Here is a 16,566-nt window from a genome sequence, read left to right on the forward strand (position 1 = left end):
TTGTGCCGCCACACGACCATAATCAGTGCGCGATATCGGCATTGCCCCATCTTGTTATTATTTAATTTGCAATAAGCGTTCCAACTTTGTGGTGGCGTAAAAAATTAGTGGCTGTGCAGAAATTTAAGCTGCTGGTACTGCTGCAATTCATCGAAGGAATTAATACTGTGAAAAAACAGTGCGTGATTTCTAAAACGTGCAACTTGAGCGTGCAGATCAGCAAAACAACCTTTTAAACTGTGCTGTTTTTGCGCCAAATGCTCTAGGAATTGGGCAAGACTGTCGCGTTTCACCAGACAAAACGGATATAAGGCTGTGCCATTGATTTCAACATAGGCCACCTGGGCCAGAGGATGTCTAGCCAAAGCCTGATGCAGCCGGCTCAGGACATTTGGTGGAATAAAAGTCACATCACATGGGACAAAGAGCACGTGGTCCGCTTGTACGTGCGACCAGGCACTTTTCATGCCCATCAATGGTCCTAAAAAGCCGCTTTGGTCATCACTATAACAGTGAACGCTGCCAATGAGGTGTTGATAAATGGACGCATCGCGATGACTATTGATCCAGACCTGTGCAACACTCGCTTTCAGTTGCTGGTGTATTTTGATCAATTGCATCTGATCATCAAATGTCTGGAGCAACTTGTTGACGCCATTCATTCTTCGTGCCTGACCACCGGCCAGGATCACTAGGTCGGTAACAGGGTAATCTTTTTTCTTGAGAACACGACTCATTGTGCCACCTCCGTCTGACAAGCTTTAATCAGCCCGCGAATCTCAGGCAAACATGAGCCACAGTTGCCCCCGGCTTTCAAGCAGGCAGTCACCTGTTTTTCATCGGTCATGTTTTGGCTTAGGATGGTTTCAATAATTCGGTTTTTACCCACTTTAAAACAGCTACAGACCAGTGGACCATCATTATTGAGCATCGACATCGCTTGTCCAGCCAGTAAGGCTTTACGGTGCATGAGACTTAAACGTTCCCGCTTGAACAAACTGGCTATCCAGTCCCGATCGGGTAATAAGTGTTGAGGTGCGATATACAGACTGGTAATCAACTGTCCTTCTTTTAACACTACACTGTGACTGATCTGTGCAGTCTGGTCTTCAAGATTCAGCCATTCAAAGCTTTCTTCCTGAAAAGGCAACCATTCTTTTAAATGTTCGGTGGTTTCTGCCAGTTTCTTACGGTCTGCTATCTCATAACGTACGGCACTAAACAGGGTAATTTTTGTCCACCATGCCATCTTTTCCAATGCTGGCCTTATACGCTGTTCATAGCCTTGACGTATGTATAACACCCCCTGCCATTGGCTATAAAAAGGCTCAATCATGACCGGGGTATGCTTAAATTCCGGCTCGCCTGAAATGACATCCACTACTGGATTGACCACTTTTCCGATACGGGCATCAGAAGCAACTTGATCATTCCAGTGAATAGGTGCAAAAACCTGCCCACGGCGGATATTCTGGCTCAGCTGGGCACGCAGCACGCAGCTACCCCATTGAGATTTCACCTTAACTAACCCAGCGTCCTGGATGCCATATTTCAATGCATCTTGCGGATGAATTTCACAGTAGGGTTCTGCACGATGGCTGCTGAGATTGGCTGACAGCCCAGTGCGGCTCATGGTATGCCACTGGTCCCGAATCCTTCCGGTATTTAAAATCAAAGGAAACGCATGACAAGTTTGATGTACCGGATTGATTGCTATGGTAGCGATAAATTTTGCTTTGCCATTTACATGGCTGAACTGCGCTTGATCATAGAGACGTATCGCTGCAGGATTCGGTTGATCTCTGGACCAGACCGGCCATTGAACCGGTTGCAGTGCCGCATATTCATCAGGGGTTAAATCGGTTAAACCCTGCAGGTTAAAATAACGAAAATGTGGCTTTGTAGTGCGCTGAGCCAGATCCGAATTTTCCAGCGCTGATAACCGCGCATGTTCGAGAAAGATCTCATGGCTGCTACGATAGTCAAAATGCTGAAAACCTATACGTTGTGCCACCTGGCTGATGGCCCACCAATCGGGTTTTGCAGCATAAGGTGCTGGTAAAAAAGCCCGTTGTCTGGAAATACGGCGTTCTGAGTTGGTCACGGTCCCGTCTTTTTCACCCCATCCCAGCGCAGGCAAAAGTACATCAGCATATTGCGTGGTGTCAGTATTCAGGCAGATATCCGATACCACCACAAATTCACATTTTTCCAGTGCACGTTTGACCTGATCAGCATCAGGCAAACTCACCACAGGATTGGTGGCCATGATCCAGATGGCCTTTATTTTTCCGCTTTCTACCGCACGAAATAAATCGACGGCCTTCAAGCCGGGCTGCTGGGCAATATGCGGACTTTGCCAAAAATTCTGTACCAGTTGTTGGTGCGCTGGATTGTCCAGTTCCAGATGTGCTGCCAGCATATTCGCCAATCCACCGACTTCACGCCCCCCCATGGCATTTGGTTGCCCTGTCATGGAGAATGGTGCTGCACCAGGTTTGCCTATTTTGCCGGTCAGCAAATGACAGTTGATAATGCTATTGGCTTTGTCCACGCCTTGCGACGACTGATTAACCCCCATCGAAAATAGGGTCATCACTTTATCTACCTGGGCGAATTTCTCATAAAAACTTTGCAGTTTTTCTAGGGCAATACCCGTCCGTTCAGCCACCTCTATCAATACGGCTTCATCTTCACTGGCAAGCAAAGCCTGCTCTAAGCCTTGAGTATGGGTGTCAATAAAATCTTGATCGGCATATCCGTGTTTAAACAGATACTGCAATAGGCCATTAAACAGCCGGACATCTTGACCCGGCAAAATTGGCAGATGCAAATCGGCGGCTTCACAGGTATTGGTAAAGCGTGGGTCAATCACCACCACGAACAAATCACGTTCTGCTTTGGCCTGCATAATGCGCTGATAGAGTACCGGATGACACCACGCAGTATTCGATCCGACCAACACCACCATATCGGTCTGTTCAAAATCCTCATAACTGGCCGGAACAATATCCTCCCCAAAGGCACGTTTATGTGCTGCTACTGCCGAGGACATGCATAAACGTGAATTGGTATCAATATTGGCTGTGCCTAGATAACCTTTTATAAACTTGTTCACAACATAATAGTCTTCGGTCAGTAATTGCCCCGATACGTAAAAGGCAATACTGTCTCTTCCATACTGATCAATGCAGTGCCGAAATTGATCCGAAATCGTGGCAATTGCAGTTTCCCAATCGACAGGTTGGCGATGGGCTTGCCGTCCAAGCATGGGCTGCAATACACGCGTTTCCAGTCCTAGAGTATCTGCTAGATTGCTGCCTTTAATACATAATTTTCCGTAATTAGAAGGATGCTGCGCATCTCCCCGAACATTAATTTTTTCGCCCAAAGCTGTTTGAGTCACCTCTACGGTCACACCACAGCCCACGCCACAATAAGGACAGGTGGTATGTGTAGTTTTACTGGAATTTTCTGTGGAGCTATTGAGATCCACCATGGAAATACTGTTCATTTAAGCTCCTGATTTGGGATAAGGTTCTGCACATGGCAAAAGGTGACTAAAGCACCTATCCTGCATTTTTTAATGCGAAATCCCGGCCAAACAGCAACTTACTGCGGATATTGGCAATCGGCGTTTGATTGGCAATCAGCTCCGCATACCATGTACCATCTTCGGTATCGCCAAACAGTACGGCACCGATGACTTTGTCTTTCTGGATGATAATGCGTTTATAAATTTTCCGTTTTTCATCATTCAGGATAATGTCTTCATAATCTTCCTGCGGTTCAAAGTTCCCTGCGGAAAAGACATCACAGCCACTCACTTTTAATTGGGTCGGTACGGTCGGTGTTTTAAATGTCAGGCTGCCACGTTCGGCCAGATGTGATGCACAAATAAAGGCTTGCCCCCACAAGGGTTCAACCAGACCAAAAGTTTGGCTGCGGTGTTCAATACACTCTCCAACCGCATAAATGCTTGGATCAAAGCTTTGCATGATGTCATTGACCAGTACACCACGCTGACAGCGCAAGCCGGCACGTTGTGCCAGTTCAATATTCGGACGAATCCCCACAGCAAATACCACCAGATCAGCGTCCAGTAAGGTGCCGTCTTTCAGGCGCAGCTGGATGACATGACCATCTTGCCCAATCAGTTCTTCAGTATTGGCCTCAGTTAAGATTTGGATGCCTTTGGCTTCAATACTCTGTTTCAGCAAGTCACTTGCTCGTGCATCCAGTTGGCGATTCATAATGCGATCCAGCAAATGTACAACGGTCACATTCATTCCGCGCTGTTTCAAGCCATAAGCTGCTTCCAGTCCCAACAATCCCGCACCAATCACCACGGCATTTTTCTTGTGCTTGCAGTACTCCAGCATGATGTTGACATCATGAATATCACGGAAACTGATCACACCCTGCAGATCGCTACCCTTAATTGGTGGAATAAAGGGTTTGGAACCTGTCGCCAGAATTAAACGGTCATAAGCCACGACTTCACCATGTTTTGTGTAGACCTGCTTACGTGCACGGTCAATATTTACAGCAGGATCACCAGCGATAAAACGAATGCCTTTATCTGCATACCAGGCATGTGAATGCAGCATGATGTCATCCATGTGCTTTTCTCCGGAGAGTACTGGAGATAGCATGATACGGTTATAGTTCCCCCAAGGTTCCTCTCCAATGACAGTAATGTCATAACGATCGGGTACCATGTCCAGCAAGTCTTCCAGACAGCGCATGCCGGCCAGGCCATTGCCGATCAGCACCAGTTTCATTTTTTCGCTGGAAGTTCCAGGGTTGGTAATATACGTCTTCTGTGGAATTGGACTGATCAGCACCTTGCCATTTTCAATCTTGCTTGGAAACACCAGAAGTCTCTGGTCTTTATCTTCCAGACAGCGCCCTGTAGCCAAACTGAAATGCTGCTTATAAATCGGAGAAGCCACTACCCGTTCGCCCTGCAAATCTCCCAAAATACCGCGCGACATCACAAAGGCTTTGCTGAACGGATCTTGATTACTGAGTGCATAGACCCGTTTTTCATGACCTACCCGGAAAATCGCAATTTGCTGTCCTTGCAGCAGAGCGCCCACGCCAGTATTCGGTGTGATGTCCTCTAGGCTGCACACTTCAATCCAATCCAACTCGTTCATTTTTTTTAAAATTGTCATTTTCATTCTCCTTTATTTTTCAATCTGCTTAGGCTTCGGCCATAGCGATGCGCGTTGCATCACGTTCTACTTCAGTCTTTGGCCGGATTTGTCCGCGAACTTCAGCAAATTGAATATGCGGGTCTTGCTGCTGTTCAGCTTTAGCATTGATAAAGGTTTTAAAGCGCTTACGCACTTCTGGATCTTCCACCGCCGTACGCCATTCATCCTGATAGGTTCCCACTACATGGCTCATACGGCGTTCCAATTCAGCAGCTAGCCCCAGAGAATCATTCACCACGACATCTTTCAGATAATCCAGCCCACCTTCCATGTTGTCACGCCATACCGAGGTACGTTGCAAGCGGTCTGCCGTCTGGATATAGAACATAAAGAAGCGGTCGATATAACGGATCAAGGTGTGGGTATCGAGATCAGAAGCCAGTAATTCGGCATGGCGTGGTTTCATGCCGCCATTGCCACAAACATAAAGATTCCAGCCTTTTTCAGTGGCAATGACGCCGACGTCCTTACTTTGTGCTTCGGCACATTCACGGGTGCAACCTGATACGGCCATTTTCAGCTTATGGGGTGAACGCAGACCTTTGTAACGGTTTTCCAGGAAGATGGCCAAACCGACGGAATCATCTACTCCATAACGGCACCACGTGCTGCCGACACAGGATTTCACCGTACGCAGCGATTTACCATAAGCATGGCCGGATTCGAAACCGGCTTTGATGAGTTTTTCCCAGATTTCAGGCAACTGATGCACTTGCGCACCAAACATATCGACACGCTGACCACCAGTTAATTTGGTATACAAACCATATTCTTTTGCAATCTGACCAACCGCAATTAAGCCATCGGGTGTCACTTCACCACCGGCCATACGTGGTACGACTGAATACGAACCATCTTTTTGAATATTACCGAGATAATAGTCATTACTGTCTTGCAGTCCGGCATGACTTGGCTTCAATACGAAGTCATTCCAGCAGGAAGCCAAGATATTTGCCACCGTCGGTTTACAGATATCACAGCCCAAACCGTGGCCATGCTGCTGAATCAGATCATCAAAGGTTTTGATTTCATTCACACGTACCAGGTGATACAGCTCTTGGCGTGAATAGGCAAAGTGTTCGCATAGATGGTTATTCACCATAACACCTTGACGTTGTAGTTCAGCCTTCAACACCTGAGTCACTAACGGTGTACAGCCGCCACAAGCAGTTGCAGCTTTTGTGCATTTTTTTAGTGCGCCCAGCGAGGTTGAACCCTCCGCAATTGCACTGCAGAGATCTGCTTTAGAAACATTGTTACATGAACAGATAGTTGCACTGTCTGGCAGCAAATCAACCCCGCTTCCCCCAGTTTTTGCCGTGGATTGCGCATAACCCGGCATGATGAGACTTTCCGGATTTTCCGGCAGCGACAACCCATTCAGCATCATTTGCAGTAAGTCATTATATTCTTTGGCACATCCGACCAGCACTGCACCCAGCAATTTCGTTTTCTCAGCATTGACCACAATCTTTTTATAGATTTGCGCAGCTTCATCGGCATAGAAATAGCTCAGTGCATTCGGTGTCACGGCATGTGCATCTCCGACAGAAGCCACATCCACGCCCATCAGTTTCAGCTTGGTGCTCATATCTGCACCAGCAAACGGGCTGCATGCCTGTTCCATTACATGCTTGGCGGCAATCCGGGCCATGTCATAACCGGGGGCTACCAACCCGTAAATTTTGTTATTCCAAAGTGCACATTCACCAATGGCATAAATATCGGGGTTGGATGTTTGGCAATAATCATTAATCATGATTCCGCCGCGCTCCCCAATAGCAAGCCCGCTCTGACGCGCCAATTCATCCCGTGGACGGATACCCGCAGAGAATAGAATAATGTCCGTTTCCAGTTCCGAACCATCCGCAAACTTCATTACGTGAGTACTAGAAATTCCGGCTTCAATTGATGATGTTGCCTTTTGGGTATGAACACTCACTCCCAAATTCTCGATTTTTGCCCGTAAAACTTTACCGCCCAGATCATCAATTTGTACTGTCATAAGGCGCGGAGCAAATTCCACCACATGGGTGTCCAGATTCAAATCACACAGTGCCTTCGCCGCCTCCAAGCCGAGTAAGCCACCGCCAATGACCGCACCGGTTTTTGCAGTTAAGCTGGCAGCACGAATCGCATCCAGATCTTCAATGGTGCGGTAAACAAAGCAGTTCTCACGGTCATTGCCCGGAATAGGAGGAACAAAAGCGTATGAACCGGTTGCCAACACCAATTTATCAAAACTCAGAACATCTCCATGATGAGTGGTGACCGTTTTATGCAAGGGGTCAATCGCCACAGCTTTGGTGTCCAAGCGTAAATCGATGCCATACGCATCGGCAAAATCCGCACGGCACAAGGTCAAATCTTTGGCAGATTTTCCGCTGAAATATTCAGTCAAATGCACCCGGTCATACGCCAAACGTGATTCTTCGGCCAAAATGGTGATTTCCACTTCGTCACCGGCATGTTCCAAAACAGATTCGATAAATTTGTGGCCAACCATGCCATGACCGATCATAATAATTTTCATATGTTTTCTCCGGATTCTTACAATTTCTTAGATTTAATTTTGAGCTTCAGCCATGTTGCGTTCATGCACAGCTTGTTCAAATAAACGCTGTTCTTTTTCTTTATGCTCAACCGAGAAACGGATCATCAGGACACAGCTGGCAGCAATCACCACCAAACCGCCAAGCACCATTAAGGTCGTTTGAATGTCTAACATGCCCTTGAGTAAGAAACCTGCTGCTACAGCTCCGACATTACCACCTGCACCAATAATGCCTGCTACGCCGCCCAAAGCATCACGGTCAATAAAGGGCACCAAAGCATAGGTTGCACCACACGCCATATGGGTGAATAGAGCGAACACCGTCATAGTTAAAATCGCCAGCATCGCACTGTTCATTTGCGAGAACACGATCAGAAACAGACCTTCCATGAGAATCATGCTGAACAGTACCTTGGTACGGCCATCCAGACCTTTTTTCAGCGCGACTTTGTCTGAAACAATTCCGCCTAGCGCACGGGCAAACAGCGCCAGCAAACCAAAAATACCTGCAGCTAAACCCGCTTCTTTCAAACCGAAGCTAAAGTGTTCGACGTAGTACATCGCGACGATGTTATGAATAAAGATTTCGATGCCAAAACACGCTGCATAGGCACCAAAAAGAATCCAGACGCGATAGTTACGTGCCGCATGCATCAGAATAGCCATGCCGCCTTTTTTATCACTGCCGACCTGGATGCCTTGTGCACGTAATTCTTTAAAATTCCCTTGTGGGCAGTCTTGGGTCAGTTTCCAGTACATGACGCCTACGATCAGCATCAACACACCTGGAACAATCAAAGCAACTCTCCAGCCCATAGCCTGTTCAACACCAAACATAACCAAGGCGGAAAGTAGTAAAGGCATTATTGCTTGTGTTGCGCCACCACCTGCATTGCCCCATCCTGCTGAAGCTGCATTGGCAGTTCCGACCACATTAGAGGCAAACATGATGCTAGTGTGATATTGGGTGATCACAAAACTTGCACCGATTGCACCAATTAATAACCGGAAAAACAGGAAGGATTCATAACTGTTGGCAGCAGCTACGCCAAACACAGGAATACTGCCGATAATGAGCAAAGCCGTATAGGTTTTACGTGGGCCGTATTTATCACATAATGGACCAACAATCAGTCGAACCAAAATCGTGATGGCGACTGCAGCAATGTTGATATTGGCAATTTGATCTTTGGTTAAATCGAATTCACCGGCAATCACCGGCATTAACGGCGCACAGGCAAACCAGGCAAAGAAACAGACAAAAAAAGCCAGCCAACTCATATGGAAGGCTCTCATCGCTGCGCTGCTGAAGTTCAATAAACTTATTTTTGTCGCTTTTTTAGCATTGATATTGAAAGACATAGCCATCTCTCCAGAACTGAACCTATTGAGTGATCTGTCATACAGATTGCTGTAGAACAGACTCCATCAGAGCGGACGTCATTGGCCGTCTTACAAAATTATATGAGTCATCTTTGACTCAACTGAGATAATGCAAAGCCTGTGCCAAAGTAATATAAGTCGATCTAAGCTACTATTTTTATTTGTTTTAACGATGGGATTTTGAAGGATATCTAGCTTTTTTCCAGTTTGAGAAACTGAGAGATCAGGACAAATCTGAGTTGCGTGCGCTGTTGTAATACGCCGTGCCTTAACAAGGTGCAACCCTGAACATTCGGTATGCTTTTTCAGGATTCAAGAGCCGATGAAAATGTGCTGCTCGAATTTGGCATTTTAATTGCTTCTGATTGGAAACGACGTTTCTTTCAGGTTATTCCTGATGATAGTAGCCTTATGCCAAAACTCAAAATCGCACTGATTGATGATGATCAAGCACGTGCCAACCACATCAAAGCTTCGTTAATCCAGCATGATTTCGAGGTGGTGGCCTGTCTCATCTTTGATCATTTAAACCTGCTGCGTCTGGAGCAGTTACAGGCGGACATCATTTTACTGGACATGGATCACCCACAGCGTGACCTGATTGAAAGTTGTGTCAGCCAGTTTAATCTTCCCACCGTTTTGTTCACCAAAAACAGCCAGAAAGACATGATCAAAAATGCCATAGAGGCAGGTGTCACTGCCTATATTGTGGATGGCATTGATCCCAGCAGGCTTGAAAGTATTCTGCACATTTCCATTGAGCAATTTAAAAAACATAAAAAATTGCTCTCGGACCTTGAAAGCGCCAAAAATAAATTGGCGGATCGAAAAGATATCGAAAAAGCCAAAGCCTTAATGATGCAATTACATGGCCTGACTGAAGATCAGGCCTTCCAGCTGCTACGTAAAAATGCCATGAGCCACCGCATGACCATTGGAGAAATGGCTCGCCGTTTACTGGATGCACAACAACTTTTACAGAACCATTTGAAGGATTAAACGATGTATGATTTAGAAAAAACACAAATCCAGATCGGTTATCTTCCTTTACTGGATACTGTAGCAATTCTTTGGGCGAAACAGCGTGGGTTTTTTGCAGAACTAGGTTTGGATGTCAGCCTGGTACAAGAAGCATCCTGGGCCAGCCTGCGAGACCGGCTGGCTTTTGGTTTTATCGATGCCGCACACTGCCTATCTGCAATGCTCCCTGCCGCTGCATTAGGTGAAGATCCGCTGGGTATTCCCTTACAAACCGCACTGATTTTAAGTTATAACAGGGCATTCATCAGTCTGCATCAGGAGTTATGCTATGAACTCGGGATTACTGCAGATGATAGCGCACAAGCATCGGCAGAAAAAATCGTGGCAGCCCTACGGCAACAACGCTCCATTCACTTGGCACATGTCTTTAAGCAATCCATTCATCATTACTGCTTAAGAGAATGGTTAGCCCTTGCTAACCCAAAGGTAGCACGAGAAATTCAACTGTTAACCCTTCCTCCAGCTTATATGGTAGAAGCCTTAACAAAACATCATATTAATGGTTGTTGTGTTGGAGAACCCTGGAATACTCAAGGGGAAATGTTAAGTATTAGTCAAATCGTCGCTTCGAGTCAGGAGATTATGCCTAAAGTGGCAGATAAAGTTCTGGCAGTGACTGCCGATTGGGCAATGCAACATCCAAACACTCATCAGGCAATGATTATCGCCATTCAGAAAGCACAGCAAGAGTTAAAAAATCTGGAAAATTACACGGCAGTTTGGCAAATGCTGACTGATTTCAATATCATTCAGTTTCAATCTCTGGTCACACTGCATAGCCAGAGGTTTCATGCCATTGAACAAATGATTCGCAATTTGGTGGAGGGCTCTTCACAACCGAAGGTAAAAGATTTTGAGTGGTTGATTTCACAAATGGCCAAATGGGATCAAATAAAAATTGATGAAAACTTAAAAGCAAAAATCATACGCTCATGTATTTTAAATTAGCCAATAACTTAGAACGTATAGGGTCAGAAATCTTTATCTTTTCACCAGACTGAATTAAAAATAAGGATGTATTATGGTAAAAAATCTGATTGATATTTAAATGAATCAATCAAAGGGATATATTGGCTCTGATTTAAATTATCATTTAATCAATAACATAGCTTTATTTAATTATGTGACATCAACACCTAGCTTTAAAGCAACGTGAAATGGAAACTAGTATTTTAGAGGTGCTTATGCTTATTTCTGACATGGAAATACCCCATCTTGCCGTACTAAAAAACGTTCTAGATCAAGATATTCCAGAATAAAAAGCGAGTCATACTGACTCGCTTTTTTAACCTAAATGCTGAATAAAGCTTCATTCTATTCAGATTGCAGGAATGTAAACGTTTCCTTCCATTAACACCCGTGCACTACGGCTCATAATGGCTTTTTTGACTATCCATTGGCCATTACTCAATTCAGCCTGAGCACCGACACGTAATGTTCCCGAAGGATGTCCAAAACGCACAGCTTCACGCTCTCCACCACCGGCAGCCAAGTTCACCAAAGTCCCTGGAATCGCTGCAGCTGTACCAATGGCGACTGCGGCTGTCCCCATCATGGCATGGTGCAGTTTACCCATCGATAATGCACGTACCAGCAAGTCAACATCACTGTCTTTAACTGTCTTGCCACTCGATGCCGAATAGGTTTTTGGCTTAGACACAAAGGCAATTTTTGGCGTATGCTGGCGTGCCGCTGCTTCCGAAATATCCTGAATCAAACCCATCTGTACGGCGCCATAGGCACGGATTTTTTCAAAACGTGCCAAAGCCGCTGCATCATTATTGATATGGTCTTGCAGTTCAGTGCCTTCATAGCCTAGATCTTCCGCATTCAGGAAAATGGTTGGGATACCGGCATTAATAAAAGTTGCCTGAAAACTCCCAATCTCCGGTACCTTAAGCTGATCGACCACATTTCCGGTTGGGAACATGGCACCACCGTCTTCCCCATCATCAGCCGGATCTAAAAACTCGATCTGAACTTCAGCTGCAGGAAAAGTTACCCCATCCAGCTCAAAATCACCAATTTCTTGAACTTGACCATTGCTCATCGGAACATGCGCAATAATGGTTTTTTGAATGTTTTTTTGCCAGATCCTCACAGTACAAATACCATTTTCTGGAATCCGATCTGCATCAACCAAACCATTTGAAATGGCAAAGGATCCAACAGCTGCGGTTAAATTGCCGCAGTTGCCACTCCAGTCCACAAAAGGCTGATCAATTGCAACCTGACCAAACAAATAGTCAACATCATGTTCCGGCTGATTGCTTTTAGCCAGAATGACGGTTTTGCTGGTACTGGATGTGGCACCGCCCATACCATCAATTTGTTTTCCATAAGGATCTGGACTGCCCATCACACGCAGCAAGATTTGATCTCTTGCTGAACCTGCGACTTGGGCTTGCTCCGGCAAATCATCCAGTTTAAAGAACACGCCTTTACTGGTTCCACCACGCATGTAGGTTGCAGGAATTTTTACTTGTGGTTCATAAGACATTCAGTATTGTCCTCAAAATGATTTTGCTCATTCATTACTACAGATTTCTTAGCTCGCTTTCGCGGCCAAAAAGTCCTGAGCAAAACGTTGTAATACCCCACCAGCTTCATAGACAGACACTTCTTCTTCAGTGTCCAGACGGCAAGTCACAGGCACTTCAAGGATTTCTTCTTTGCCTTCAGCCGTTGCACGTTCAATCACCAGAACCAGGTCAGAACGTGGTGCAATATTGCCGATCACGCTATACAGCTCGGTACCATCCAGTTTTAAGGTATTACGGTTGACACCCGGTTTAAACTCCAGCGGCAACACGCCCATACCAACCAGATTGGTGCGGTGAATACGCTCAAAGCCTTCCGCTACAATCGCTTCTACACCTGCTAAACGTACACCTTTCGCCGCCCAGTCACGGCTTGAGCCTTGGCCATAATCCGCACCGGCAATAATAATCAGCGGCTGTTTGCGGTTCATGTAGGTTTCAATCGCTTCCCACATACGCATCACTTCACCTTCTGGCTCCACACGCGCTTTTGAACCTTGCTTAACCGTACCGTCAGAACGGCGAACCATTTCGTTAAACAGTTTCGGGTTGGCAAAAGTGGCACGTTGCGCAGTCAAGTGGTCACCACGGTGCGTTGCGTAGGAGTTGAAGTCTTCTTCAGGCACGCCCATTTTGTGCAAGTATTCACCCGCTGCAGAGTCCATCAAAATCGCATTGGACGGCGACAAGTGGTCGGTGGTGATATTGTCACCCAAAATCGCCAGAGGACGCATATTGCTTAAGGTGCGAGGTGCTGCCAAAGCCCCTTCCCAATATGGCGGACGGCGAATATAGGTACTTTGCGGACGCCAGTGATACAGTGGACTTTCAGCTTGTTCCACTTCGCCCAAATCAAACATTGGAATGTAAACTTTACGGAACTGTTCAGGCTTCACGGCTTCTTTAACTAAAGCATCAATTTCTGCATCAGATGGCCAGATATCTTTGAGATAAATCGGGTTGCCGTCTTTATCGTGGCCTAAGGCATCTTTCTCAATGTCGAAACGGATAGTTCCGGCAATCGCATAGGCTACAACCAACGGTGGAGATGCCAAGAATGCCTGTTTTGCGTATGGATGGATACGGCCATCGAAGTTACGGTTACCGGAAAGTACCGCCGTCGCGTATAAATCACGGTCGATGATTTCTTGCTGAATCTTCGGATCCAAAGCACCCGACATCCCGTTACAGGTGGTGCAGGCATAAGCCACGATACCAAAGCCCAGTTTTTCTAAATCATGCAATACGCCGGCTTCTTCCAAATACAACGCAGCAGCTTTTGAACCGGGTGCAAATGATGATTTCACCCAAGGTTTACGGGTTAAACCCAGTTCATTCGCCTTACGTGCCAATAAACCTGCTGCTACGGTGTTACGTGGGTTCGAAGTGTTGGTACAAGAAGTAATCGCCGCGATGATGATGGCACCATCTGGCATTAAACCATCGGTACGCTGCTCAACAACACCTGCAATGCCTTTCGCTTTCAGGTCACTTGTTGATACACGTGCATGCGGGTTTGATGGACCAGCAATGTTGCGGGTCACAGTGGACAAGTCAAAACGAAGTACACGTGGATACTCCGCTTTGCTCATATCGGATGCCCAAAGACCAATTTCTTTGGCATATTGTTCCACCAGTGCCACTTGGGCATCTTCACGGCCTGTTAGGCGCAGGTAATCAAGGGTGTTATGGTCGATGTAGAACATCGCAGCCGTTGCACCATACTCCGGTGTCATGTTCGAGATGGTTGCACGGTCACCGACCGACATAGAGTCTGCACCTTCACCGAAGAACTCAAGATATGCGCCCACCACACGTTCTTTACGCAAGAATTCAGTTAACGCCAGTACAATATCCGTTGCAGTAATGCCGGCTTGACGCTGCCCGACCAGCTCTACGCCAATAATGTCGGGTAAACGCATCCAGGAGGCACGGCCCAACATCACATTTTCGGCTTCCAGACCACCTACACCGACAGAAATGACGCCTAAAGCATCGGTATGTGGAGTGTGTGAGTCTGTCCCCACACACGTGTCTGGGAAGGCGACCCCATCACGCACCTGAATCACCGGAGACATTTTTTCCAGGTTAATCTGATGCATGATGCCGTTTCCGGCTGGAATCACATCGACATTTTTAAAGGCAGTTTTGGTCCATTCAATAAAGTGGAAGCGGTCTTCATTACGACGGTCTTCAACTGCACGGTTTTTTTCAAAAGCATCCGGATCAAAGCCACCGTATTCCACGGCCAAAGAGTGATCGACAATCAGCTGGGTTGGCACCACAGGATTGACTTGAGAAGGGTCACCACCCTTTTCAGCAATCGCATCACGCAAACCAGCCAGATCAACCAAAGCGGTTTGACCTAAAATATCGTGACATACGACACGGGCTGGATACCACGGAAAGTCCATGTCCTGACGGCGTTCAATGAGCTGTTTTAAATATTCAGTCAGATTTCCTGCATCGGCACGGCGTACCAATTGCTCGGCCAAGACTTTAGATGTGTATGGCAGCTTTTCGTATGCACCAGGCTGAATATCTTCCACGGCTTGACGCACGTCATAATATTCCAGCTGAGTGCCTGCTAATGGTTTACGGTATTGGGTATTCATTAACCACGCTCCGCCAATGGTTTAAATTCAAGGTTTTCAGGACCGGTGTAGTTCGCGCTTGGACGAATGATTTTGCCATCTTGACGCTGTTCAATGACGTGCGCTGACCATCCTGCGGTACGTGCAATCACGAACAATGGCGTAAACATGGCTGTTGGAACGCCCATCAAGTGGTAGCTCACTGCACTGAACCAATCAAGGTTCGGGAACATGTTCTTCACTTCTTTCATCACTGCTTCTAAACGCTCAGCGATTAAGTACATTTTTGTGTTCTCTTGTGCATTCGCCAAGTCACGTGCCACTTTCTTGATCACTTCATTACGTGGATCTGCAATGGTATAGACCGGGTGACCAAAGCCAATCACCACTTCTTTATTTTCGACACGTTTGCGAATGTCAGCTTCAGCCTCATCGGCATTGTCATAACGTTGTTGAATCACAAAGGCAACTTCGTTAGCACCACCGTGTTTAGGTCCACGAAGTGCACCAATACCACCGGTAATGGCTGAGTACATGTCCGAACCTGTACCTGCCACCACACGTGAGGTAAAGGTAGAAGCGTTAAATTCATGCTCAGCATACAAAATTAATGAAGTATGCATGGCTTGAACCCATTCTTCAGATGGCGCTTCACCATGCAGTAAATGCAAGAAATGCGCTGCGATGGATTCATCGTCGGTTTCAACTTCAATACGGCGGCCGTTGTTGCTGAAGTGATACCAGTACAGCAGCATTGAGCCTAAGCTCGCCATCAATTTATCCGCAATGTCTTTTGCACCAGCTTCGTTGTGATCTTCATGTTCTGGCGTTAAGCAGCCTAAAACAGAAACCCCGGTACGCATCACATCCATCGGGTGTGCAGAAGGCGGTAACTGCTCTAGTGCAGTTTTCAGTGCTGCTGGTAAACCGCGGAGTGCTTTTAATTTGGCTTTATAAGCTTTGAGTTCTGCTTTATTCGGTAATTTACCATGGACCAGCAAGTGAGCCACTTCTTCAAACTCGCTGCCGATGGCAAGATCAAGAATGTCATAACCACGGTAGTGCAAGTCGTTACCGCTACGGCCTACGGTACACAATGCGGTATTGCCTGCTACTTGTCCACTCAATGCAACTGATTTTTTTGGCTTGAAGCCTGTTGTTGTTTCATTTGTGCTCATAAGATTGTCCTTTCCTATTGATTTAAATTATTTAGGGAACACGGCGGCCTTCGC

Annotated in this window: 10 protein-coding genes; 2 read left to right on the forward strand and 8 right to left on the reverse strand. The window is 46.4% G+C overall.

Annotated elements, in window-relative coordinates:
* Window positions 1–104 precede the first annotated feature (104 nt).
* The 5 genes from mobA to PGW99_RS05585 are packed head-to-tail and all read right to left on the reverse strand — an operon-like array spanning window position 105 to window position 9,138.
* On the reverse strand, window positions 105–737 hold the full coding sequence (mobA, locus tag PGW99_RS05565; RefSeq protein WP_273779222.1) for a molybdenum cofactor guanylyltransferase: 633 nt from the start codon (window positions 735–737) through the stop codon (window positions 105–107).
* Window positions 734–3,514 carry a nitrate reductase gene (locus PGW99_RS05570; RefSeq protein WP_273779223.1) on the reverse strand — a complete coding sequence of 927 codons (2,781 nt, stop codon included), beginning with the start codon at window positions 3,512–3,514 and terminating at the stop codon, window positions 734–736. Before PGW99_RS05570 ends, mobA begins: the two co-directional genes overlap by 4 nt.
* 55 nt (window positions 3,515–3,569) lie before the next feature.
* The gene (gene nirD, locus PGW99_RS05575; protein ID WP_273779224.1) at window positions 3,570–5,180 is read right to left on the reverse strand and encodes a nitrite reductase small subunit NirD; all 1,611 of its coding nucleotides are present in this window, start codon (window positions 5,178–5,180) and stop codon (window positions 3,570–3,572) included.
* Window positions 5,181–5,208: 28 nt separating this feature from the next.
* Window positions 5,209–7,755, reverse strand: a complete 2,547-nt coding sequence (nirB, locus tag PGW99_RS05580; protein WP_273779225.1) for a nitrite reductase large subunit NirB — start codon at window positions 7,753–7,755, stop codon at window positions 5,209–5,211.
* A gap of 33 nt (window positions 7,756–7,788) precedes the next feature.
* The gene (locus PGW99_RS05585; RefSeq protein WP_442784379.1) at window positions 7,789–9,138 is read right to left on the reverse strand and encodes an MFS transporter; all 1,350 of its coding nucleotides are present in this window, start codon (window positions 9,136–9,138) and stop codon (window positions 7,789–7,791) included.
* A 432-nt stretch (window positions 9,139–9,570) separates the two neighbouring features.
* On the opposite strand from PGW99_RS05585, the gene PGW99_RS05590 reads away from it, so the two are divergent.
* Window positions 9,571–10,158: an ANTAR domain-containing response regulator gene (locus PGW99_RS05590; protein WP_273779227.1), complete on the forward strand. Its 588-nt coding sequence runs from the start codon at window positions 9,571–9,573 to the stop codon at window positions 10,156–10,158.
* A gap of 3 nt (window positions 10,159–10,161) precedes the next feature.
* Window positions 10,162–11,148, forward strand: a complete 987-nt coding sequence (locus tag PGW99_RS05595) for an ABC transporter substrate-binding protein (protein ID WP_273779228.1) — start codon at window positions 10,162–10,164, stop codon at window positions 11,146–11,148.
* A gap of 370 nt (window positions 11,149–11,518) precedes the next feature.
* Here the strand turns inward: PGW99_RS05595 and prpF are convergent, their stop codons facing one another.
* The 3 genes from prpF to prpC are packed head-to-tail and all read right to left on the reverse strand — an operon-like array spanning window position 11,519 to window position 16,512.
* Window positions 11,519–12,700: a 2-methylaconitate cis-trans isomerase PrpF gene (gene prpF, locus PGW99_RS05600; protein WP_273779229.1), complete on the reverse strand. Its 1,182-nt coding sequence runs from the start codon at window positions 12,698–12,700 to the stop codon at window positions 11,519–11,521.
* A 48-nt stretch (window positions 12,701–12,748) separates the two neighbouring features.
* On the reverse strand, window positions 12,749–15,355 hold the full coding sequence (acnD, locus tag PGW99_RS05605; RefSeq protein WP_273779231.1) for a Fe/S-dependent 2-methylisocitrate dehydratase AcnD: 2,607 nt from the start codon (window positions 15,353–15,355) through the stop codon (window positions 12,749–12,751).
* Window positions 15,355–16,512, reverse strand: coding sequence for a bifunctional 2-methylcitrate synthase/citrate synthase (gene prpC / locus PGW99_RS05610; protein WP_273779233.1), 1,158 nt, complete (start codon window positions 16,510–16,512; stop codon window positions 15,355–15,357). The genes acnD and prpC overlap by 1 nt, the downstream gene beginning before the upstream one ends.
* Window positions 16,513–16,566 lie beyond the last annotated feature (54 nt).

It is taken from the genome of Acinetobacter sp. GSS19 (genome assembly GCF_028621895.1).
Taxonomy (GTDB): Bacteria; Pseudomonadota; Gammaproteobacteria; order Pseudomonadales; family Moraxellaceae; genus Acinetobacter.